The organism is Silvibacterium bohemicum, assembly GCF_001006305.1.
GTDB lineage: Bacteria > Acidobacteriota > Terriglobia > Terriglobales > Acidobacteriaceae > Silvibacterium > Silvibacterium bohemicum.
The window spans coordinates 671379-693707 of record NZ_LBHJ01000004.1 but is presented as its reverse complement, the minus strand read 5'-3'; the positions used below and the strand labels follow the sequence as shown (position 1 = coordinate 693707).

17 protein-coding genes are annotated in these 22329 nt (G+C 57.4%); 5 read left to right on the top strand and 12 right to left on the bottom strand.

The window, feature by feature from the left end; translation table 11 throughout:
• Nucleotides 1-28 precede the first annotated feature (28 nt).
• The 8 genes from XX99_RS13605 to XX99_RS28665 all read right to left on the bottom strand — a co-directional run bounded on the left by XX99_RS13605 (nucleotide 29) and on the right by XX99_RS28665 (nucleotide 9914).
• Nucleotides 29-1912, bottom strand: coding sequence for an amidase (locus XX99_RS13605; protein WP_050059912.1), 1884 nt, complete (start codon nucleotides 1910-1912; stop codon nucleotides 29-31).
• Between the two features lie 171 nt (nucleotides 1913-2083).
• Complete coding sequence (locus XX99_RS13600) at nucleotides 2084-2815, bottom strand: endonuclease III domain-containing protein (RefSeq protein ID WP_050059911.1); 732 nt, start codon at nucleotides 2813-2815, stop codon at nucleotides 2084-2086.
• A 258-nt stretch (nucleotides 2816-3073) separates the two neighbouring features.
• The gene (locus XX99_RS13595) at nucleotides 3074-4381 is read right to left on the bottom strand and encodes a glycosyltransferase (protein WP_050059910.1); all 1308 of its coding nucleotides are present in this window, start codon (nucleotides 4379-4381) and stop codon (nucleotides 3074-3076) included.
• Nucleotides 4382-4772: 391 nt separating this feature from the next.
• Nucleotides 4773-5363, bottom strand: coding sequence for a TetR/AcrR family transcriptional regulator (locus XX99_RS13590; protein WP_082125542.1), 591 nt, complete (start codon nucleotides 5361-5363; stop codon nucleotides 4773-4775).
• 316 nt (nucleotides 5364-5679) lie between these two features.
• On the bottom strand, nucleotides 5680-7092 hold the full coding sequence (locus XX99_RS13585) for a flavin monoamine oxidase family protein (protein WP_050059908.1): 1413 nt from the start codon (nucleotides 7090-7092) through the stop codon (nucleotides 5680-5682).
• A gap of 193 nt (nucleotides 7093-7285) precedes the next feature.
• Complete coding sequence (locus tag XX99_RS13580) at nucleotides 7286-7780, bottom strand: RidA family protein (protein ID WP_156185974.1); 495 nt, start codon at nucleotides 7778-7780, stop codon at nucleotides 7286-7288.
• A 116-nt stretch (nucleotides 7781-7896) separates the two neighbouring features.
• A complete protein-coding gene (locus XX99_RS28365) occupies nucleotides 7897-8589 on the bottom strand; it encodes an alpha/beta hydrolase domain-containing protein (protein WP_408021478.1) in 693 nt (230 codons plus the stop codon).
• Nucleotides 8496-9914, bottom strand: coding sequence for an alpha/beta hydrolase domain-containing protein (locus XX99_RS28665; RefSeq protein ID WP_197081885.1), 1419 nt, complete (start codon nucleotides 9912-9914; stop codon nucleotides 8496-8498). The genes XX99_RS28365 and XX99_RS28665 overlap by 94 nt, the downstream gene beginning before the upstream one ends.
• Nucleotides 9915-10002: 88 nt before the next feature.
• On the opposite strand from XX99_RS28665, the gene XX99_RS13570 reads away from it, so the two are divergent.
• Nucleotides 10003-10446, top strand: coding sequence for a cadherin-like beta sandwich domain-containing protein (locus XX99_RS13570; RefSeq protein WP_050059906.1), 444 nt, complete (start codon nucleotides 10003-10005; stop codon nucleotides 10444-10446).
• Between the two features lie 82 nt (nucleotides 10447-10528).
• Here the strand turns inward: XX99_RS13570 and XX99_RS13565 are convergent, their stop codons facing one another.
• The 3 genes from XX99_RS13565 to XX99_RS13555 are packed head-to-tail and all read right to left on the bottom strand — an operon-like array spanning nucleotide 10529 to nucleotide 16434.
• Nucleotides 10529-11956, bottom strand: a complete 1428-nt coding sequence (locus XX99_RS13565) for an efflux transporter outer membrane subunit (protein ID WP_050059905.1) — start codon at nucleotides 11954-11956, stop codon at nucleotides 10529-10531.
• A complete protein-coding gene (locus XX99_RS13560; protein ID WP_050059904.1) occupies nucleotides 11953-15177 on the bottom strand; it encodes an efflux RND transporter permease subunit in 3225 nt (1074 codons plus the stop codon). The genes XX99_RS13565 and XX99_RS13560 overlap by 4 nt, the downstream gene beginning before the upstream one ends.
• Before the next feature lie 6 nt (nucleotides 15178-15183).
• A complete protein-coding gene (locus tag XX99_RS13555) occupies nucleotides 15184-16434 on the bottom strand; it encodes an efflux RND transporter periplasmic adaptor subunit (protein WP_082125540.1) in 1251 nt (416 codons plus the stop codon).
• 138 nt (nucleotides 16435-16572) lie between these two features.
• Between XX99_RS13555 and XX99_RS13550 the strand changes: the two genes are divergently transcribed.
• The 3 genes from XX99_RS13550 to XX99_RS13540 all read left to right on the top strand — a co-directional run bounded on the left by XX99_RS13550 (nucleotide 16573) and on the right by XX99_RS13540 (nucleotide 20432).
• The gene (locus XX99_RS13550) at nucleotides 16573-17235 is read left to right on the top strand and encodes a TetR/AcrR family transcriptional regulator (RefSeq protein ID WP_184085274.1); all 663 of its coding nucleotides are present in this window, start codon (nucleotides 16573-16575) and stop codon (nucleotides 17233-17235) included.
• Between the two features lie 152 nt (nucleotides 17236-17387).
• Nucleotides 17388-17732, top strand: a complete 345-nt coding sequence (locus XX99_RS13545) for a PadR family transcriptional regulator (RefSeq protein WP_050059902.1) — start codon at nucleotides 17388-17390, stop codon at nucleotides 17730-17732.
• Between the two features lie 9 nt (nucleotides 17733-17741).
• Nucleotides 17742-20432, top strand: coding sequence for an ABC transporter permease (locus tag XX99_RS13540; protein WP_050059901.1), 2691 nt, complete (start codon nucleotides 17742-17744; stop codon nucleotides 20430-20432).
• Between the two features lie 307 nt (nucleotides 20433-20739).
• Here XX99_RS13540 and XX99_RS13535 read toward each other — a convergent pair whose 3' ends face one another.
• Nucleotides 20740-21231, bottom strand: a complete 492-nt coding sequence (locus XX99_RS13535) for a hypothetical protein (protein ID WP_156185973.1) — start codon at nucleotides 21229-21231, stop codon at nucleotides 20740-20742.
• Between the two features lie 309 nt (nucleotides 21232-21540).
• On the opposite strand from XX99_RS13535, the gene XX99_RS27270 reads away from it, so the two are divergent.
• A protein-coding gene (locus tag XX99_RS27270) for an IS5 family transposase (RefSeq protein ID WP_156185972.1) occupies nucleotides 21541-22295 on the top strand; the annotation gives its coding sequence in 2 pieces (ribosomal slippage) (nucleotides 21541-21856 and nucleotides 21856-22295; 756 coding nt in all).
• The last annotated feature ends 34 nt before the right edge of the window (nucleotides 22296-22329 follow it).

The following is a 22329-nucleotide window of genomic DNA, read 5'->3' as shown; positions in this document are numbered from 1 at the left end:
CGCTAACCGGCCTTTAGCTACCCGCTCTTCAGCCGAGCTTGGGATGCTGCTTCTGAAATCCTGTTGCCTCCTGGTAAGCGCGGGCGAAGGCGCAGAGTTTTGCGTCCTGGTAATGGCCTGCGAGGAAGGTGATGCTCACCGGCGTGCCCGGACCGCCAATCTGGTCGTCGTCGCCGGTGTCGACCTTTGGCGGCGTCGGAGCATCTTCGCCGCGTAGGCCGTTGGGCACGATGACGGCGGGATGTCCGGTGAGATTGGTGATGACGAGTTGCTCGCTGTTGGTGGCAGCGACGATCACATCGACCTGATCGAAGAGCTTCGAGACTTCGCGAATGGCGAGGCTGCGCGCACGGTTGGCCTGGATGTATTCGACCGCCGGATAGAAGCGCGCGATGCGGAAGTCGTTCGGCCAGTCTTCGGGGCTTTGTTCGGTGAGCAGCTTGTCGCGGCCGGTGGTAGTTAGCTCATCGAAGGCTGCGGCGGCCTCGGCGGTGAGCAGCGGAGTCATCGAGCTGTAGGGCAGGTCGGGCAGCGTGATCGGAATCAGGTTCACGCCCATGCTGCGTAGCTTGTCGAGCGCAGCCTGATCGTAGTTTCGGTCGTAGGCGCGGCGCGCGCGAAATGCGGCTGCCTGACGTTGCCGCTCCGCGTGCTTTTTCTTTTCCTCTTCGGTTAGCGGCGCAGACTGCTTTTCGGGCTCCTGATCTGCAGACGGGTCCGCGGGCTTATCCGCTTCGAATTCGCTTTGGACGTAGCCGATGCGCAGGCTCTTCCAGTCGAGATCGGCGTTCCAGTTGAAGGCCGCCTCGCGTGCCGAGAGATCCTGGCCGTCCGGACCATAGATCGCTTGCAGCACCATCGCGCAGTCTTCCACGCCGCGACAGATCGGTCCCAGCTTGTCCATCGTCCAGCTCAAAGCCATGGCGCCGGTGCGCGGCACGAAGCCGAACGTGGGACGAAGCCCGGTCACGCCGCAGCGTGTGGACGGCGAGGAGATGGAGCCGAGGGTTTCCGAGCCGATGGAGAAGGCGACGCATCCAGCGGATGTGGCCGAGGCCGGGCCGGCCGACGATCCGCTCGAGCCCTGCTTCGGATTCCATGGGTTGCGTGTGCGTCCGCCGAACCACTTGTCGCCCATGGCCAGCGCTCCGAGAGTGAGCTTGGCCACCAGCACGGCTCCGGCTTCATCGAGTCGCTTGACCACCGTGGCGTCTTCATCGATCTGCTGCTTCTCAAAGCCGCCGGCTCCCCATGTTGTGGGATAACCCTTTACGGCGAGCAGATCCTTTGCGCCCCAGGGCAGTCCGTGGAGCGGCCCGCGGTATTTCCCAGCAGCGATTTCCGCATCGGCTTGCTTGGCCTGCGCGATGGCGCGCTCTTCCGTTACGGTGATGCCGAAGTGCAGCAGCGGATCGTATTTGCGCAGCCGTGCGATATACATCTGCGTGAGATCGAGCGAGGAAACTTTCTTTCGCCGCACCAGGTCGGCGAGCTCAGGGATGGTTGCGAAGGCGAGGTCCTCGATGTTGGAGGGCATGGTGAATACAGTCCGGCTATAGACCGGCTTATGCTTTTCGGTGTTCACCGTCGCGCCGGGCGGCAGGGGATCGAAGATGAAGGCAGGCGCGACGCTGTTGGGCATATGCAGCTTGCGTATGGCGCTGTAACTGTCGCGCTGCTGGTTGAGGCCGTCGAGCATCATCTGCTTTTGAGCGGGGGCGATAGTGAGGCCTGCCAATGCCGCGGCCTGATCGATCATCTCCGATGTGATCTTGGGTGCTTCCGGCGATTTCTTAGCGGGGTCTGCCTGCTGAGCCTGCGCGGCAAGCGTGTAGAGGGCTCCGGGAAAGAGCGTCGATGCGAGGCCAAAGCGGCCGGAAACAGCCAGAAATCCACGACGATCAAGCGCCATGCCGATGTGTGCTCCTGAAAAAATCTAAAGGTGATTGCGAAGACAAATTAGGACGCAGTATACGATGACTCGCGGCTTCGGCGGCGTTCGATTTCATTGAGGCAACGGATGGTTGGAAGCCTCATGAAATCGCTCGGCACTCGGCGGCTTTCTTGAGCGTGCGAATGCGAACTATCTTCTGATGGTCTCTCGCACATCTCTGGAAGAGGTAACTTCTTTGCCGGTAGGGCAGATGGTTAGCAGCGGACAAGGAGGACAGTGCGGCTGCCATTGCAGCTTGGTGCAGGCACGCTGACCATGAAGCTTGATGAGGCTATGGTGGTCGTCCAGCATCTCCGGTCCCCAGGTGGAGGGAGCCAGGCTCATCAGCTTCTTTTCTGTTTCCGCGGTGGGAGTGTTTTTGGGGACGAGGTGAAGCCGCTCCGCGATGCGTTGATGATGAGAGTCGATGACGAGAGCCGATCCGCGAATGGTGCTGAAGTTGACTACCGATGCGCTGGTCTTTGGGCCGACTCCCTCGAACGTTTCGAGCCATTTGCGGATTCGATCGATAGGCTGGCCATGAAGGAAATCTAGATTGAGCTTGCCGCCATTTTGACGAGCGATGCGGCGCAGAGCCTTCTGAAGGCGAGGCGCCTTGGTTTCAGCGAAGGTTGCAGGCGCGATGATGCGCAGGACTTCGTCTTCCGAGGAGTCGCGCACCCGCTCCCAGCTTTTGAAGTGCCGCTCCAACGCGTAGAGAACCTCATGCGAAGTCTCCGTTTTCGTGCGGGACGAGAGCATGGAATATACGAACTGCCGCAGCGGAGGCCACGGCACGCGCAAAGGAGGAGGGCCATAAGCTACAAGCAGCCTGTCGTGAATTTCCTGCAGGCGTCCGTCTTCAAACAGGGTTAAGTTCATTTACCTGGGCGCAGTTCCTTACGGCGACAGATTGCCCCAAAAAGACCTTGACCTGCTGTTTGGTTAGATAACAGGACTTCTTGGGCAGGATCCGATTGCAAGCGCCTGCTTCCAGAATACAGGCTCGATTTTGAGAGCATGCACTCCAATTCTCCGCCCCGAAGCGGGTCAGCTCTTTCGGTTGAAGTCGGAAAGATAGACGCTGGGACAGCCTCAAGTAGAAGCTGTCTCAGCATGTACAAATCCCTGGAGTGAGGATCAGCGCTCTGACTGCGATGCAATCAGCTCAGGCACATCCACACCGCGATTGACTTCGAAGACCCTTTCAATCACATCGGCGGCCGTCTCCGGTCCGTTGGTTTTTGCAATCACATCCTGGAAATAGAGCGCCTTGTCGCGATAAGACGGATTGTTGCGTACGCGGTCAATCAACTCTGAAAGACCCTCGACCGTAAGATCGTCGACTTCTACGAATTCACCCACTCCATGATGTGCAATTCTGGCCGCAACACCCGGCTGCTCATAACCGATGGGAATCGCTACTAAAGGCACACCCTGCGCTAACGCCTCCAGGGCTGTATTCAGGCCCGCGTGCGTGATGCAGAGCGACGCACGCTTCAGCAGCTCCAGCTGAGGAGCCGAGCGCACCACGACAGTGTTCGATGGAATCTTTCCCAGCTCTTCGAGGTCCAGATTGCGGCCGACCGAGATTACGAGCTGAACATCTGAAAGCGGAGCGACCGCCGCAAGAATCGTCCTGTATATATGCTCGAGGCCATTCACCAATGTTCCCAGCGAAGCGTAGATCAATGGCTTGCCATCCAGCTTTTCCCAAGGAAAATCTATCGGCGCGCGGCCTCCCTCTTCATGCAATGGGCCTGCGTAGTGAAATTGCGGGGGCCAGGGAGAGCCTGGGAAATCGAATTCCTTGGGCGTTTGCGAGATGATTGCCAACTTGGAAGCGGTGTAACCATAGTCGCTCCAATCGATCTTCAATCCATTTTTTTCGGCATAGCCGGCCGCAGCCTCCGCGATTGGCTTCCATGCGATGCCGAGTTGCCGAGCCCCTTCTTTATTTCTGGCGAGCGCTTCAGGGCTCACCTCATGCGGCCAGTTGAAAAAGCTTGGCGGCGTCGCGCCGGAAAAATCGACATGAAGAATATTCCAGATATGTACAAAGGGAATGCCGAGATGCATGGGTACAAGTTCGAGGTAAAAATAGATGGTGTCGATAACCAGCGCCTCAACGCCAGTCTCCACTATCTTTTTCTCCAAATGCTCTAATCCCGCCGCGATCAGGCCGGGCAGCACATTGTGAACCGTAAATTGCGCCACGTCTAAGCCGTGCATCTTGGATACGCCGCCCCAACTCCTGGTTGCAGAGCCAAGGGGATATTCCTGCTCGCAAAAAGGAACGAAATCCAGGCCCGCACCGCGAATGATGGATTCTCCATCCAGAACAGAAATGAATACCACTTCGTGTCCACGTGATTGCAATTTACGCGCGAGTGCGGTCATGGGATTCAGGTGCCCGGATATGGGCTGGGATAAAAAGCCGATTTTCATATTTGATCTCTCCCGGTTACAGATAATTTCTTTCTCGTCGTTGCGTCAGGGCGATAGGCCCAGGAAGGTTGGCGAACGAGCTTTAAAAGATCGAACGTTCGGATGTTTTTTTAGGCCAAGCAGATATGCTGACTGACCTTGCCCTGAATAACAACTGGCTTCCGCCTTTATTCCCCGCGCGGGATTGATTTCGCACTCCAGTGCCCGGCTACCGTGGCTGTAGTGACGATAGGAGCGTTCAGCGGCGAGCATCGTCTCATCGCTGTAGAGCGATTCGCGGGTATAAGGGATGGTCGGCTGCATTTCCTGAGATGGAATTGCAGAGATTTTTCTAGTCGTCGATCACATTCTTGATGGAGTCCGCAACAGAGTCCGGTTTAAGAATCTCGCGTCAGCCTGGCCGGTAAGCCACCGTATCAAGGTAGAGGTTGAGATGAGCGCACACCCTGTCCAGATAGCCGACTTTCTTGTCCAATCGATCCATAGCCACTGCTCCTTCGAGCGAGGCAATGATGAATGAAGCGATATCTTCAGGCTGAACCTTCGCCCGAATCTCTCTTCGGTCCTGCCCTTCTTTTACAACGCGTTCGAGGTAGAGGCGCCATTCTTTCTGCGCGGCTCTCACCATCTTCTTGAGGGTCGGATTTCCGTCATCGCTGTCTACTCCGGCGTTGATGAGAGGACATCCTCCAGGAAATGACGGCGTAGATACAAAATTGTCGACATGTATTCTTAGTTTTTCGATTGCATTGGCGACGGTATCCATTCTGGCCAGACGCGCGTCTCTGACTTCTTTCCATGCATATTCGAAGGCAGCAACAGCAAGCGCTTCCTTCGTGGAGAAATGGCCATAGAGGCTGCTTTTCTCCAAACCTACTTCCGAAACGATGTCCTGTATCGAGCAGCCCTCGAAGCCCTTTCGGTTGAATAGGGGTGCGGCCTTCGCGATAATCCGATTTCGTGTTTCAGTACCTTTACTCATAGAAAGTCCACACTTGCCGTCCTGCTGGTTTCAAATCACAGACTACTTGATCTAACTCCTAAGTCGGCCGGCTCAACACAAGCAGCCGGTGACGAAGAGCTGCAATCTATATCGCCAGAGCAGGCAGCTCATTGAAGTTCAAGGAAACAGTCCAAGCGAAGCTAAACCGCGGGAACAGATCCTCTGTAATCGCTATTGCGACAGAATACCTGTTCCTGCGAGGTTGATATGTCTCACAAAAGTATTTGGTTAGTCACAGCCAAAGAGAATACCGGGGTGAAAGTCTATTGTGCGGAATCCTGGTGAAGCCTCACGCTTACCCGTGAATTTCTTTCGCTACACGCTGCCCAGACTCGATAGCGCCCTGCATCCATCCATTCCAACGAGACGTATGTTCGCCGGCAAAGAAGATTCGGCCTTCCCTGCGTGCGTTTACATATATGGTATCGAGTTTGCCCGGAGCGAATCCCGACAGACCGCCCAGCTGCCACGGATCCTGAGCCCAGCTCTTGACTCGAGCCGCTTCAAAGTGTTCGTTGGCGCCAGGAAACACAGTTTCAGCATCGGCGAGTGTTTGTTTGATACGGCTCTCTACATCCATTTCGTCCAGCTTCACGGCATGAGACCCGATTACATAGGACAGTAGAAGGCCACGTTGGTCGAGCGAGTCAGGCCCCAGTGCCCAGAAACGATCGGACAGTAGATCGGTGTTGGCAAAGCCGCTCTGGCCATTGGCCTTCCAAAACTGCTTCCGCATTTGTAGGAAGATCTTATCGACTGGGAAGTAATTCAGCTCCTGGATAACGCGCTGCTTGTCCGCCGGCAGACGCGCATCGGCGAAGAGATTTCTGGCTACCGAAAAAGGAAGCGCGGAGACGACATAATCGCCGCGAATAGTCTCATGGCCCTCGGCGTTTTCAATCACCGCCCACGCGCCGCTGTCGTCCTGTCCAATGCTCACTACCCGGCATCCATACCGGACCGCTCCGCCGACCTGCTTGGCGAGCGCCGCCGGAAGCTGATCGTTACCGCCGGCAATATGGAAATACTGGTGATTGATCTGCTCATTGGATTCAACGAGCAGGAGCAATCCGGTACTAATTTCCGTATCTCCACCCAGGGTCAAAAGTTTAATGGCATCAGGGGAGAGACCTTGTTTCGAAAGGTATTGGCTAAGCGTGGGGCCATCCTGCGCCAAAATAGCCTTAGGTATCTCGGGCGATTTCTCTGTGCCTTTTGCGAGTTGCACGGGACCGGCCAGGTAGCGTTCGGCCATACCCTTGCGGCCCAGACGGCGCTCCTCGGGAGTCAGTTGCAGCGGCCAATCCGGTTCGGGAGTTTGTCCTGCAAGATAATTTTTCCCGCGCAGATGAAGCACATCGGAATAATCACCGCCGTGGAAAGGTTCCAGAGGAAGCCCGAACTCGCGCACATAGGAAAGCGTGAAATCATGGGTATCCGGAATTCGCGTCGCCCCTGTTTCGGCCGTAAGTCCCGGATAAAGTCCTTCCCGTAGCGTTTGTACCCGGCCTCCCGCTCGCCCCTGGCCCTCAAGAACGACTGCATCGAGACCATATTTCTGTAACTCGTATGCGCAAGAAAGGCCAGCCAATCCTCCGCCCACAATAATCACCTTTCGCCGGGGTGAAGCCAGCGGGGCGAAAGCGGCATGGGCGGCCGGAGCCAATGCTGTAGCAGCGAATGCAGCAAGAAAAGCGCGACGGTTCATAACACTCCTCATCAAAGATCGTTTGACATCTTGAATCTATAGATCGAAATCACAGCCCATGACAAACGGGACTTGGCCAGCGTTTACGATTTGCCGAAGATCGACCGCTGAATCCTATCCCAGGCATGCGCTATTCTTGACATAGAAAGAACAGCGCATGATTTCTCAACAAGCAACAGGATGGAGACAGAAACTACTGGGCGACAGGCTGTGCTTTATTCTGCGCTGCGTTCCGAACTGCGATACCCATAACCTCGAAATGCGCTCCGAAGAGCAAATCCTTAATGCCGATAAAATCTCTCGCGGGATAGGGCGCGGTAAAGAAAGAACCATACGCCTTGTTGAAGGCCGCGTACATTTTGAGATCTGTGCAGTAGACTTCGACGTAGACCAGATCGTTCATGCTCATGCCGGCTTTGTGCAGTGTCTCCTGGACCGCAGTGAGTACCTGACGCGCTTCATCCTCAGGGTCGGCTGGCGCTTTGCTCGCAGCAGGAGGCACGCCGAGATGGCCGCTGACATAAAGAGTATCTCCGACCTGGAGACCCGGACTAAAGGGTAGCTTCGCAATGTTCACAACGGGTGCGGCACTTGCGTCCGACTGCGCCTGTGAAGCTATGGGAAAAATCAAGGCCATGGCAGAAAGAGCGGGAATGGCCAGAAGATGTTTCAACTTACAGCTGCGCACGTTCTTTTCCTTCGAATCTTCAATTTCATATCGGGGAACTTCTAGGTAAACACCTGGAGCATCTTTTTATTCCCTTAGGAGTGAGTTCGGAAACGCGATCTCACTTAGCAGGCAGCTTACTTCGTAGCTTCGCTCCATTCCTGCTCGCCGCGTTGCAGAAGCGCGGCCCGATCTTCGGGCAGGATCCAGCGCCGTCTGATCAAATCATCGACAGCATCTTTGTATCGGGCGCTGTAGTCATCGTGATTCGCATAGCGCTCGGCGATGGACTTGCGGGGATCGCTGGCCTTCTTGCGCTCGGCCGCTGTTTTAGCGAACGGAATATAGGAAGCCTCGAAAGCTACACGCAGGTCGGGGGCTCCGATCGACGGATCGCGAAGGTTCCATCCTGCGTAGGTTGCTAGCGGGACAGTGATCTCCGGCAGACGGACGCCGTCGCGTTCATTTCCATCCGCGTCGACCTGGGGCACGAGGACGGGATAGACCTTGCCGATCTTAGGTGGCTGCACACTCAGGATGCCATTGCGCCAGCCCGGACCGAAGTCGAGTCGCCACGCTTCGTTGGCTTCGTGCGGACGATTCAGGCCGGGAATCGCCGGCAGTGCATAGTCGCGTAGGGATACCAGATTTCCGTCGGCAAGCCTGGGATAGCTGCTAGCAGGTGGAAGTGTATTGTTCCTCGCCCAGGCGTCCATGTTCGAGATCATGGCACGCATCAAGTATCGATGGGAGAGCGGCGACTCCGGCTGCTGACCGAGAAGGTCATCTTTGCCTCGTGCGGGCGGAAAAGGACCGGAGAAATGCTGCAGACCGGTGAAGTGATAGATGCGTACGTTGTCCGAGATGGGTGCGTCGTGTTTTCCGTCCGCGCTGATGTGGATAAGGGCGGCGGCACGGCCCCAGTATTCGAAAGAGGTGTTGGAGAAAAAGATATGCGGTACGACTTTGTCAGCGGCAGCGCGGTCGAGCAATCCGCCGGTTTCTTTTGTGACTGGATCACGCTCGGGAAGATCGGTGAAGGGAAAGATGTCGGTGGGGAAAAAGAGAGATGAGGTCGGTTGCCCATCGCGCGAGGGCTGCGCGAAGCGGTAGTTGAAACTGCCGCGGCCGGCTCCGGCGACGTGAGCAAGGACCCGTCGAGCGCGATCTTTCCATCTTCGTCGGCATTGAAGCCCTCATACAGAAAATCGCGCAGGAATCGGCCATCCTGCGAGATGCCTTGACCATAGACGCGCGCAACGGGAACGATAGAATCGGGCGCGTGCTTGGCATAGGAGGCGAGGTCGCGCACCGCGGCAAAGGCGCCTCCTGCGATCACAGGATCGGCGGCGACGTAGACATATTCATAGATCTTGCCGGGCAGGAAGCCGCCATTGAGATGGATGTATCGATCGCTTGGAGCGAGTTTGCCATCGACCGTATGCGCGAACTGCCACTCGGATCGAGGGATCGCGGTGCGCTGTGCATCGGGCGAGTCGCGAACGGTAAGCGTATTGCGAGGGTCATCGGGTGCGGAGACCGGATATTCGGTTCCTCCAATGTTGCCGAGAACGAGGTGGCCGAGCGGGATCTCCGCCATCACCTTTGAGGGCATCAGATCGCCGCGCAATAAACCGGTAATCGTCTTCCCGTCTTCTTTCGCGATCGGAGCGTAGAAGCGCAGCGCTCCCGGCCCGGTTGCATCCCATTCCCAGCCGAGGCTCACGATGGTGTAGCCCTTGCGCAGCAACCATGCATCGCCGGCATCCTTCGCGACATCCGCATCGCCGCCGTCGATGAAAGCGACGATGATCCTTTTACCTCGGTTGGGAATCTCCAGAATCATTGAGCCATTGCTCTTGGCGGGATCTTTTGGCCGAATGGCGACGAAGTCCGAGGAGAATTCGACCTCGCCATCCTTCAGGTTCACTGCATTGCGAAGATCGACGATTCCCTGATTGTGCGGATTTGCGACGGCCAGCGAGAAATAAATGCGTCCACTGACGCGCTCATATGCCCCAGCAGCGCCGAACGATTGTCCGTTAAGGACATCGGTGCGGGAAGCAATGTCGACACGAGTAACGCGTGCGTGGAGAGGTGCAACGGTGATGGACAAGAGAACGAGGAGGAAGATCGATCGTGCGGAACGAGTCATTCTTTGAGCCTTGGCTATTTCAGTTACTAGAGACATCTGAATCTTTCTCTTATTCCCTTCGCGTTTTGACATTGAACGACCGATCGGTATGAAGTGGGCAAGCCTCGAGTTAGGCTATCGCACTATTGAAGGCAAGGCGGCGTGTGCCTGCCGACTGAATCGGCTCTCGTGTATATGCGGATGTCCTGATGCCTTTATTGAGTGCAGGCGCCGAGCGTGGCCAGGAGCAGTCTTCGATGCGAACCAGCTGACTGCTCTGACGGTAAGCGCAGGAACGCTGAATCCTTCGTTTCACGCCAACGTGGACACGTATACGGTGAGAGTGGATCAGAGGGTCGCCGGCATTCAGGTGGGCGCGACAACGGAAGATCCCAACGCGACAATAACCATCGCGGGCCAGACCATCTCCAGCGGCGGAACCTCATCGGCGATCAATCTGAAGCCCGGAAAAAACCTCATCAACGTTGTGGCGACGTCGGTCGATGGGGCTTCCAGGACGTATGCGGTGATTGTTATCCGGGGAGGCTATTGAACGGGTAATCTTCGTTCGAAGATGTGAGAAAGGGTTTGGGACCAGGGCGTCAGTGTTGTTGACGCCCTGGTCGCGTAGCGACCTACTCCTGCCATCCACCGCCGAGTGCGCTGTAAACCTGGACGAGCGTGAGAGCTTCTTCCTGCTGTGCAGTTACGAGCGTCAACTGCGCCGAATACAGATTGGAGTCGGTTGTGAGGACTTCGAGATAGGAGGTCGACCCGCCCTGGTAGCGAATACGCGCCAGCCGTGTTGCGTCTTGTGCTGCGGCGACCAGCTTCTCTTGCTCCTCGCGGTATACGCGTTGTTTGTTCAGAGCAATGAGAGCGTTCGAGACATCGCGGAAGGCTCCGGCAATGGTCTTCTGGTAATTGAGGACCATCTCCTTCTGCGTCTCCTTGGCCAGGTTGAGTTGGCCGCGAAGTTTGCCGCCCTCGAAGATGGGCTGCGTCAGCGTTCCGATGCCGTAGATGGTCTTGCCGGAAGGATCGAAGATGCTCGACAACGAGTCGCCCCCTACGCCACCAGAGCCAGAGATGGAGAGGTTGGGGAAGAACTGCGCGCGTGCAACGCCGATCTGGGCGTTGGCTGCAATCAGCGTCTGTTCCGCCTGCTGAATGTCAGGCCGGCGTTCGAGCAGTTGCGATGGAATGCCGGTGGGCAAATCCTGCGGCGGAGGTGTGAGCGCGTTGGGGTCGGTATGAGCAACCGGTCCGGGATTTCCTCCGAGCAGCAGGTTCAGAGCATTTTCCTGCTGCTGAATCTGTTCTTCCAATTGCGGCACTTCAGAGGTCGCAGTGTAGAGGAGCTGTTCGGCCTGACGTACATCTGAAAGTGGAGCGGAGCCACCGCTCTCGAGTGTCTTGGTGAGGTCGAGCGAATCCTGGCGCACCTTCAGGGTCTGTCTGGTGATCTCTAATTGCCGGTCGAGCGCTCGAAGCTGCAGGTAGGTTGTGGCAACCTGCTGCACGAGTGTCAGGCGAACTGCGCGCTGCGCCCAGCTTTGCGCGAGGAGTTGCGCGCGTGCGGCTTCGGTCTGTTTGCGATAGAGACCCCAGAAGTCAGGTGTCCACGCGGCGCTGAGGTTGAAGCTGCCTTCGACCAGTGGATTCGGGATGCCGCTTCCGACGCTGCTGGGTATGGTGGCGCCGATTCCAGTTCCGCCGACACTGAGCGTTGGAAATTCCTGCGACCGAGTGATCTTGACCTGCGCCTGTTGTTCAAGCACGCGCTGTGCGGCAATGCGGACGTCATAGTTATTCGTGAGCGCGGTGCGGATCAGGGCCTGGAGCTCCGGCTCGCGAAAGACCTTGGACCACTGTTCGTCGCCCAGTGAATTTTGCGCTTCGCCAGTCACGGCTGCGTCGTCCGCGCCGCGAAAAGCCGGCGGTGTGGGATAGGACGGGCGCTGGTATTTCGGACCCACATTGCATCCGGCGATACCTGCAATGAGGATGCCCGCGAGAGTAGTTGCGTACGAGCTTTTGAGCATGGTCGCAGATTTCCTCATGCCTGATCTCCTTGCGTCGAGGGCTGCGGATGAGCGCCCGTAGCCTTGCCGCCGCTGCTTGGGCCGCATTCATGCAACGAGTCCATCGTCGTTCCCTTGCCGCCTCTGCCGAAGCGATGCGAGAGATACTCGACGACCGAGAACGTGACTGGAATAAAGATCAGTCCAAGAGCAGTTGAGAGGAACATGCCGCCGACCACGACGGTTCCGAGAATGCGGCGTGAAGCCGCACCCGCGCCAGTCGCAGTCCACAGCGGCAGGCATCCGAAGATAAAGGCCAGAGCGGTCATCACAATCGGCCGGAAGCGCAGACGTGCCGCACCCAGCGCTGCCTCGCAGATACTCTGGCCGCTCTCGTAATTCAACTTGGCGAATTCGACAATCAGAATGGCGTTCTTCGCAGAAAGTCCGATCAGCATGACCAGACCGATAGTGGCGAAGATGTCATTCTCGAGCGAGCGCATGTGTAACGCGAGATATCCGCCAAGGATAGCCACCGGTGTACTGAGCAACACGCTGAAGGGCAGAGTCCAGCTTTCATACAGCGCGGCGAGAATCAGGAAGACGAAGAGCAGGGAGAGTCCGAAGACTGCCCACGAGGGAACACCCTTCTCCGCCTGCTGCTCCTGGAAGGACATGCCGGAGTAATCGAAGCCCGCGCCGGCCGGCATGGTCTTCGCGAAGGTTTCTTCGAGCGCGGCCCGTATCTGTCCGGAGCTGTAACCGGGTGCGCCGGTGATGTTGAGCTGGGCTGCGTTGTATTCGTTGAACCGGTAGATGAACTCAGGGCCGGTCGTCTGGTTTACTTTCACGAGCGATGACAGCGGCACCTGGCCGCCGTTCGCGCTTCGCACATAGAACTGGCTGATGTTCTTGATGTCCCGGCGCGAAGTACCTTCGGCTTCCACATATGTCTGCCACTGCCGGCCGAAGCGATTGAAGTAGTTCACCAGATAGCCGCCCATGAAGGTTGACATGGTGGCGTAGACATCCGAGAGAGACACCTGCTGCTGCAGAACCTTCTCCTGGTCGACCGCGGCATAGAGCTGAGGCACCGCAGGCTCGAACGAGGGAACTGCTGCTCCGATCTCCGGCCTCTGTTTGAGTGCGCCTAGAAATGTCATGACATTCTTGGTGAGCGTCATTGGATCGTCGGAGCCGGAGCGGTCTTCGAGAATCATGGTGACGCCGCCCGACGTTCCGATACCGGGAATCGACGGTGGCGGGAAGGCGAAGGCGATGCCGTCAGGGTCGGCGCCGAGTTGTTTCTGAAGATTGCCCTGAATGTAATCGAGCTGCTCTTTCTTGCTCTTTCGTGTCTCCCACGGCTTGAGCGCGACGAAGAAGAAGCCGGCGTTGGTGCTTTGCACCTGAGTGAGCAGCGAGAAGTTGGTGACTGCAATCACGCCCTGGATGCCGGGTGTTTTCAGCAGCGCATCGGTGATCTTTTGTTGTGCCGCGTCGGTGCGCTGAGCCGATGCTCCGTCAGGCAGCTGCAGCGCCAGGAACATGTAGCCCTGATCTTCGGTCGGAAGAAATCCGCTGGGCAGCCTGGCGCCCAGGAAAACGGCGAAGATGGCGACCAGTACGAGTCCAAGCATGGCAACGGAAGATTTGTGGATGAGCACACTGGAGGTGTGAACAAAACTGTCCGTGGTGCGACCGAAGAATTTATTGAAGAGGCCGTATGCCTTGCCGAGCGGGCCTTTCTTCGCCTCTTTATCTTTCGGCTTCAGCAGCAGCGACGCCAGCGCGGGTGACAACGTCAGCGCATTGAAGGCCGAAATGAGCACCGAGATGGCGATGGTTACGGCGAACTGCTGATACATTCGGCCCGTGATGCCAGGGATGAATGCGGTTGGGATGAAAACCGCAGCCAGGATGAGAGCAATCGCAACGACCGGGCCGCCGACTTCTTCCATAGCCTTGATGGTTGCTGCGGTCGGATCCATACCTTCTTCGATATGGTGTTCGACTGCTTCCACGACGATGATGGCATCGTCGACGACCAGACCGATGGCGAGCACGAGGCCAAACAGCGACAGCGTGTTGACCGAGAAGCCGAGCGCCGGAAAGATGATGAAGGTCCCGATAAGTGAAACCGGCACGGCCAGCAGCGGGATGAGTGTGGCACGCCAGCCCTGAAGAAAGATGAAGACGACGATGACGACGAGTCCGAGCGCTTCAAGCAGGGTGAGAACAATTTCGTGGATACCGGCGGTGACAGCCTTGGTGGTGTCGAGCGGAATGTCATACGAGATGCCGGAGGGGAAGGTAGAGGAAAGCTCCTTCATGCGCGCGGTAACTGCGGCGGCAGTGGCCACGGCGTTCGATCCGGGAAGCTGGTAAATCGCCATGACGCCTGAGGGTCGCTGATTGTAGCGGCCTGAGATGCCGTAGGCCTGATCGCCGAGCTCGATGCGCGCGATGTCACTGAGGTGCAGGATGGAACCATCGGCGTTGGCGCGGATGGTGATTTTGCCGAACTCTTCCGGCGTGACGAGACGCCCCTGGGTGCGAACGGTATAAGTGAACTGCTGTCCCATGGGAATGGGCTCGCCGCCGATCTGGCCGGCAGGGTTCACATTGTTCTGGGTCTGTATGGCGGCGATAACATCCGGCGCAGTTACGCCCAGTTGCGCCATCTTGTCAGGGTTCACCCACACGCGGAGAGCGTACTGGCCGCCAAAGGTCTGAACGCGCGAGACTCCCTTGACGCGCGCAATCTGATCCTGAAGGTTGATGATGGCGTAGTTGGTGAGAAAATCCTGGCTCATGTTGCCGCTCGTCGAGTTGACGGCGACGAGCATGAGAGGCGAGGTGAGCGCCTTCTGGACCGTTAAACCAGCGGTTGTGACCTGGGCGGGCAACTGCGCCTGCGCCTGATCGACACGTAATTGTGCAAGCACCTGGTCGATATCTGGATTCGTCTTGACATCGAAATCTACGAAGAGCTGGACGACGCCGTTATTGGCGCTGACGGAGTCCATGTAGATCATGTTGTCGACACCGTTCATCTGCTGCTCGATGGGTGTCGCAACGGCCTGGGTGAGCGTCTTCGCGTCAGCGCCAGGATAGGTGGCGGTGACCAGAATTTCAGGCGGAACAATATCTGGAAACTGCGATGTCGGCAGCGTGAACATCGACACCGTACCAAGAATGACGGTAAGGATAGCGATAACGATGGCGACGATCGGACGGCGGATGAAAAATTTCGACATCGACTCCTACCTCCCCGCCGGGCTATTCGCCGCTTCCGCGGAAGCAGCGGTGGCGGGAGCCTGGTGTGGGCTGACCGGAGCGCCATCGCGCAGCTTTTGCAGATTGTCCGTGATAACCAGTGCTCCTGAGGAGACGCCGGAATCGACCAACCAGTCGGTTCCCACCTGGGTGTTCAATTGCACAGTGGCGACATGGGCTTTGCCATCGGAGCCTGCGAGGTAGACCTGGTGCAAGCCTTGGAACTCCTGCACCGCGACCTGCGGAATGAGCAGGGCGTCGCGGCGAATCTCGGTATCCGCTTTGACACGGCCGAACTGGCCGGGGCGCAGGACATTTCCCGGATTCGGAAACGCGGCCGCAATGCGGATCGCGCCGGTCTGCGCATTCATCTGGCGATCTATATATACGATGTGGCCCTTTTGCGGGAAGACTTCGCCGTTGGAGAGCGTGAGTGTCAGCGGAAGCGTTGAAGCATCCTTGAGCAGGTCACCGTGATTCTTCCTGGCGCGCTGGGTAAGCGCGAGATATTCGGAGTCGCTGATAGAGAAATAAGCCTTGATTGGATCGAGCTGCGAGACGGCAGTGAGCACCGACTGGGTGTTGACCAGATTGCCGACTTGCGTGGTCGCCTGGCCGGCGACACCCGTGATGAGCGAACGCACCTGGGTAAAGCCCAGATTCAGCTTCGCGTTTTCAACGGCGGCTTCTGCGGCAGCCACTGACGCTTGTGCGGAGGTCACAGCAGCTTCGGCCTGTGCCTTCTGCTGCGTGTCGTTATCCAATTGGCTCTGCGCAATCGCGTGAGCCTTGGCGAGCGGCGTGTCGCGGTTGACGTTGATTACAGCAAGGCCCAGCTGTGCCTGCGCCTGTCCAACCTGTCCTTTGGCCTGGGCCAACTGGCCAGCTGCCTGATCCAGTGCAGCCTGGAACGGCCGCGGATCGATTTCGAAGAGAACCTGACCCTTGGCTACCTGCGCGCCTTCGCGATAATCCTGCTTGATGAGGTAGCCGTTCGCCTGCGGCTGAATCTGTGCGTTCACATATCCGTCGAGGGTTCCCACCCACTCGCCCGTGATGGGAACAGCCGTGGGCTTAACCTCAACGACGGTTACCGGCATCGGCGGAGGAGGTCCGGCCGGGGCCGCTTTTTTGCTGCAGCCTGTGACCAGTCCTACGCCCATGAGCAGAGCGCCCACCGTGCGGGCAAAATTCATGGCAGGCTGGATGGATGCTGCTCGATATCTGCGCTGCTCCATTATTTTCTCCGTGGAACTTTCATTTGTAACCTTCTGTGCATATCGCGAATCAAACGTTTGACAGGGCAAAAATACGTCCATGTATGTTTGGAATAAAAATACGTCTATGTATGTTTACTGTCAGACGCGATGAACCGCTTGACTGATTCAAAAAATGCCTCCGGGCAACTTAAAACCGTTTTTCATAAGCAAAAGCGCGGGTTGATTACGCGGCAGGAGCTTCTTCTTTCGGCCAGGGAGATTTTTGCCCGCGATGGTTTCGAAAATGCCCGCCTCGAAGACATCGCGTCGAATATTGGGAAAACGCGTGGCGCTCTTTATGACAACTTCGAGAATAAAGAGGCCGTTTTTTATGCGATTTTCGAGCAAAATATAGAGCGCGACAAAACCGAACTGGCCTCACTGCTGGCCCGGGCCTCCACTCTCGAAAAACGTATTCAAGCTTTGATCAAATACCTGATTCGCGTAAGCCAAGATCGGGAACGGGTGCTTCTGAATCTGGAGTTCAAGCTCTATGCCATCCGGCATCCCCGGAAGCGCCAACGATTCGCCGATCTGCACGACGCGATCTGCCTCGAGGTCTTCGGCCCTGAGCTTCGCCAGCTTTTACAGCAGCTTGGCAGGCAGAGCTCCCGAGCAAAGAGGATGGGCTCCCTGGCCATCAGCGGGGTTATGGATGGATTGGTTCTCGGCCATCTCTTCGACCCAGAGGTATTGGACAGCCGGGAAGTCGCGCGTCATCTCAAACTCTGCCTAAGCGAAATACTGCAGATGAATCTCCCGGCAAAAAAGACGACGTGAAACCAGACCACGGCGCCAAAGTGTCTTCGCGCAAAACATAGCCCCTATCTATGGTTGGCGGATTTCCAAGTCTATCGAGGAAAATCGGCCTGGCTAGCCTGTCTTGAAATACCTATTTGCAGAATAGGTATTTTGATACTATTATTCCGCCAATGGCGAAAAATCCTGAACATCGCGACCTCTTTCCCGGCGCACTGGAGATCATGATTCTCCAATCGCTGCGGCTGAAGCCCATGCACGGCTATGCGCTGGTGAAGCACATCAAGCAGGTTTCCGACGACCTGCTCCAGGTGGAAGAGGGCTCGATCTATCCGGCTCTGCAGCGAATGCTGAGAGAAGGCCTGCTGGAATCGCAGACTGGAACCTCGTCCAAGGGCAGGCCAACGCGGATTTACCGGCTTACCCCTGCAGGCATCCGCCATCTCGAAAGCGAAGTCGTAAGTTTCGAGAGGATGTTTGCCGGTTTTTCCCGTGTGCTTGCCGCTGCCAGAGCGTAGGAGGTTCGAATGGCACTCTTCAGTCGCTTCTTTAGAAATCGCCGCTACGACGACATCTCTGTCTCCATCCGTGAACACATCGACGAGCGAATCGATGAGCTGATGGACGAGGGCATGCCGCGCGAAGAGGCCGCACGAGCTGCGCGTCGCGAGTTCGGCAATGTGACGCTGCTCGAAGAGCGCAGCCGCGAAGCGTGGCAGTGGCAGAGACTTGAATCGATGTTAGTGGACCTCAAGCACATCGGCCGCCGCCTGCGCCGCTCGCCGGGGTTTGCGATCACCGTCGTGCTTACGCTGGCTATCGGCATTGGGGCGAATACAGCGGTCTTCAGCGTGCTCAACAGCGTGCTGATCCGGCCGCTGCCTTACCATGAGCCGCAGCAGCTGGTTGCGTTGCGCCTGGTTGCACCCGGCGCTCCGGGACTGACCGACTTCCGGGATGAGCTGCGCCTGTCGGCCTCGATGTACCTCACCGTTGCCGCGCATAATCATGCGTTCCAATCGGTAGGCGTGTGGCTGCCTGGGACTGCAAGCATCACGGGCATTGCACAGCCGGAGCAGGTCAACACGGCATTGATTACGGATGGCGTTCTCCCGACGCTCGGTGTACCTGCCGCTGCCGGCCAATGGCTGACTGCAGCCGATCAAGACCGGCGCGGGACACGGCGGGTAATGCTTGGCTACGGATACTGGCAGCGGCGCTTCGGCGGCGATCCAAGCGTGGTAGGCCGCAACATCAACGTCGATTCGCAGCAGTGGGAGATCGCCGGTGTGATGCCGCGCGGATTCAGGGTCGTCAATTACGACTTCGATCTGCTGGTGCCGCTAGCCTTCGATCCGGTCAAGGAGTCTCTTGCAGGCTTTGCGTATCACGGCATCGCGCGTCTCCGGCCCGGCATTACGATCTCGCAGGCCGACGACGATATGGCGCGCCTGCTCAACGTATGGATGGACTCGTGGACGAACGGACCAGGCTCCGATCCGCACTTTTACCTGAACTGGAAGATCACGCCCGCGTTTCGGCCCTTGAAGGACCAGGTGGTCGGCAGCATCGGTAATGTCCTTTGGGTGGTGATGGCGACGATCGGTGTGGTGATGCTGATCGCGTGCACCAACGTGGCCAACCTGCTGCTGGTACGCGCCGACGCACGTCAGCAAGAGCTCGCGGTGCGCTCTGCGCTTGGTGCGGGCAGATGGCGGATTGCCCGCGAGCTGCTGCTGGAGAGCGTGACGCTTGGCTTGCTGGGCGGCGCAGCCGGCGTGGGAGTTGCCTATGCGGGATTGCGGCTGTTAGTGGCGATCGGGCCCGAGAACTTGCCGCGTCTGAGCGAAATCTCGCTCGATGCAAGTTCGATCGCATTCACTGTAATACTGTCGGTGCTCTCGGGGCTGCTGTTCGGCTCGATTCCGGTGTTGCGTTATGCTCCTTCAAAGCAAGCCGTGCCTTTGATTGGCTCCATGCGAACGGCGAGCGTAAGCCGCGAGCGCCAACGCGGCCGCAACCTGCTGGTGGTGGCGCAAGTCGCCATGGCACTGGTGCTGCTGATCAGCGCCGTGCTGATGATCCGCACCTTCAATGCAATGCTAAACGTCGATCCGGGCTTCTCCGCGCCCACGTCGCTGCAGGTAATGCGCATTTCGATACCAGAGACTATGGTCCGCGATCCGCAGATGGTCACGCGGATTCAGAACAACATCCAGGACAAGCTCGCCACAATTCCTGGCGTCTCCTCCGCGGGCTTTGCCGTGTCCGTTCCCATGAGCGGAGCTGAACCGAACTGGGATGGCATCTCTGTCGAAGGGAAGACCTATCAAGGTGATGAAGAGCCGCCCTTGCGCCTGTTTAACTATGTCTCACCCGGTTATTTCCATACTGCCGGCACCCGAATGGTTGCGGGACGTGATTTCACATGGACAGAGATCTACGGCCTGAGACCGGTGGGTATCCTCTCGGAGAGCCTCGCCCGCGAGCTTTGGGGATCGCCGCTCGCAGCCATCGGCAAGCGCTTCCGCGAGTTTTCCAACATGCCGTGGCATGAAGTGGTGGGTGTGGTTCAAGATGTGCGCGAGAACGGTATCGATCAGATCTCGCCTGCAACCGTGTACTGGCCTTCGATCATGCGCGATCTTTATGGCCCGGGACCTCTCGATGTAAGGCGTACTGCCTACTTTGCCTTGCGGAGCAACCGCGCTGGAACGCAGGCCTTCATCAACGAAATGCAGCAAGCCGTCTGGTTGGTGAATTCGAATCTGCCGGTTGCCGACGTGAGCACCATGCAGGATATCTACAGTCAATCGATGGCGCGTACTTCGTTCACCCTCGTCATGCTGGCCATCGCCGGGACGATGGCTCTCGCTCTCGGCATCCTCGGAATTTACGGGGTAATCTCGTATGCCGTCTCGCAGCGCACACGCGAGATCGGCATACGCATGGCGCTGGGCGCGAAGAAAAGGGAACTGGTGTGGATGTTTGTTCGTTCCGCGCTGGTGTTGACCGGGATAGGTACGGCTGTAGGCATCGGCGCCGCAGCGGCACTCATGCGCCTGATGCGAACATTGCTGTTTGGCATCAGCCCGCTCGATCCGGTCACGTTTGCAGTTGTACCCATTGTCCTGATTGCCGCAGCCGCGCTGGCAAGTTATCTACCCGCCCGCCGGACTGCGGCCGTCAATCCGGTCGAAACGCTTCGAGCCGAGTAATCATATGAGACATGAAGCCCCTCGATACGAGTCAAGCGGAGGACATTGACGACGCTTGACTCGCCGTTGAAGTTGTCATCCTGCGAGAAACCAAACACGACATATGCGCAATACTTCCGACGCTTCCGGCCAGTCTCGTACGTGCCTGAATGGAGCACGCTGCAGAGGGTGAAGAGAAGCATCGCAATGGAAGCGGTAACGACGATCCATTTTCCCGATATTTGAGGACCTGCAGTTTACCCTGTATCTTTCGTGAAAAGAGATTATGACAAAGCTCTACTGATGTGTTCGAGACGCTAGTAGGGCCTTAGTCGTGTCGGTAGGGCTGGGTCAGGGACGCGAGGTTGACAGAGCCCAAAAAGGAACGGACGGAGTTGGAGAGGCGCTGGCGGGCGACGTCAGCAGGAAGCGAACTATCTGAGATTTCGGCCCGGATCAGGATTGGAATGGGGCGCTCTGGATACTGTGAGATCAGGGCAGAGGGTTCAGGACGGCTGTAGATGAAGCCCATCTGCATGACGTCGAAGGAAGACTCGCCGCAGCGGGAGCCGTTGCAGAGAGCAGAAGCCTCGAGATATTGGCTGGCGCCATTGTTGAAGAAGGAACCGCTGAAGGCGATGGCGCCAGCAGCGGTGGCTACGGTTATCTGACCTTGCCAGAGCGGGTATTCGCCGCGGGTGGAGTGGCAGAGAAGCGTGTCGTGCGCACCTAGCACTGGAGATAGACCGATGGCAACGTGGGGTCCATCGTCCGCCGGAGCGTAGTCCCCCCAGTGGTTATGGCATTGTGAAAATGCCATAACATCTATCGCGAGTTCTGCCCAAGCCGCCAAATGAGCCTTACCTGGCGCAAGACAGCCTCCTTTGAAGTTCCAAAACTCGTTCTCCGTTGCATGTCCATTTCGAAGACGCGGCGGGTCGCCCTCAAACATCATGTCAAGAAGCGGGCTGACGTCTCTCTGTCGAATTCCCGCTGCGATGTCCTTGATCGTGGCCCTTGAGGATCACTTTCCTTCGTGACCGTTATCGTATCGGTCGCAGACCGACTAGGTATTTTAACCAGGGCGTGTTAACACTATTTCCATAGAGCAGCGGTAAGTTATGTATAGATGGAAATCAGCGAAGAGCAGTATGCGCGAATCAAGGACAGCTTGCCGGTGCAGCGTGGGAATGTGAACTTATCTAACCTGCAGTTTCTGAATGCGGTGTTGTACGTGGCCGAGCATGGATGCAAGTGGCGCGGGCTTCCGAAACGGTTTGGCAACTGGCACACCATCTACACCCGGATGAACCGCTGGTCCAAGAGCGGAGCCTTGGATCGTGTATTTGAGAAACTGCAGTTGGAACAGATCGTTCGCATTCGTATCGAAGCCTTCAGTTTGGACTCAACTTCGGTGAAGGTGCATCCAGATGGCACCGGGGCATTAAAAAAAACGGACCGCAGGCCATCGGCAAATCTCGCGGCGGATGGACCACCAAGATTCATATGGTTGCCGCGGATGCTCGGACCGCAATAACGTTCGCGCTCTCTCCTGGCAATGCTCATGACGCGCCGGAGGGCCGCGAATTGCTTCGCGACCTGGGCTCTTTCCCCGGCATGCCCGTGATCATGGATCGCGCTTACGAAGGCAATGAAACCCGTCAACTGTTGCTCGCCCTGGACATGGTCCCCGTGGTCCCGCCTAAATCCAATCGCGTCGATCCCTGGCGCTACGACCGGGCACTCTACAGAAAACGCAACGAAATCGAACGCTTATTCCGAAGGCTGAAAGGCTTCCGCAGAATCTTCTCCCGTTTCGAGAAACTAGACTGCATCTTCCTCGCCTTCGTCTCCTTCGCTCTCATCGTCGAAGCTCTCAGATAGTGTTAACACGCCCTAGTTCATCGCGTAACCAAGA